Origin of the sequence: Brevundimonas sp. UBA5866, from assembly GCF_002432125.1 — a bacterium.
Classification (GTDB): domain Bacteria; phylum Pseudomonadota; class Alphaproteobacteria; order Caulobacterales; family Caulobacteraceae; genus Brevundimonas.
In genome coordinates, this window is sequence record NZ_DJFS01000039.1 from 1 (window position 1) to 616 (window position 616).

The following is a 616-nucleotide window of genomic DNA, read 5'->3' on the forward strand; positions in this document are numbered from 1 at the left end:
CGGGCCTTGGCCTCGTCGCGGGTGAAGCGTTCCAGCGATCCGGTGAACACGACCGTCTTGCCCGCGACGGCGGTGTCGGTGCGGGCCTGTTCCATATCGGTGATGGCGGTCAGCTCGGCTTCCAGCGCCTCGACCACCTCGCGGTTGTGCGGTTCGCGGAAGAAGTGGGCCAGCGCGGCGGCCGCCACCGGACCCACGCCCGAGACGCCCGCGATGGCGTTGAGGATGTCGCTGGGGCCTTCCTCGCGCGCGATCTGCGCCAGACGCACCACGCCTGCCCAGTCGCCCGCCTTTTCCGCCACGCTGCGGCGGGCAGGGGCCGCGAGGCCGGGGAAGACCTGTTTCAGGTTCATGTCCAACGCACCGTCCGGCCACGGCTGGCTGGCGGGCACATCGGCGCTGGCCAACTGTTCCAGCACCCGCGAGGAGATGGCATGGGTTCCGGCCAGATCGTGCCAGTCCTCCGAAGCGATCCCTTGCGAGGCCTGGACGGCGGCGTCTTTCAGCGCAGCCCACGAGCCGAAGTGGCGGGCCAGCACCAGCGAAGTCTGCTCGCCGATGTCGGGGATACCCAGACCGAACAGGAAACGGTCGAGGCTGATGGTGCGGCGGGTAA

At 69.6% G+C, this 616-nt stretch carries 1 protein-coding gene (cut by a window edge); it reads right to left on the reverse strand.

The annotated features are described in order from the left end of the window. Positions 1-616, reverse strand: part of the annotated coding region (ligA, locus tag B3H86_RS04670; RefSeq protein ID WP_292051486.1) for an NAD-dependent DNA ligase LigA (this coding region is incomplete at its 3' end). Its footprint extends 1,522 nt past the window's final position; 616 of its 2,138 annotated nt are in view.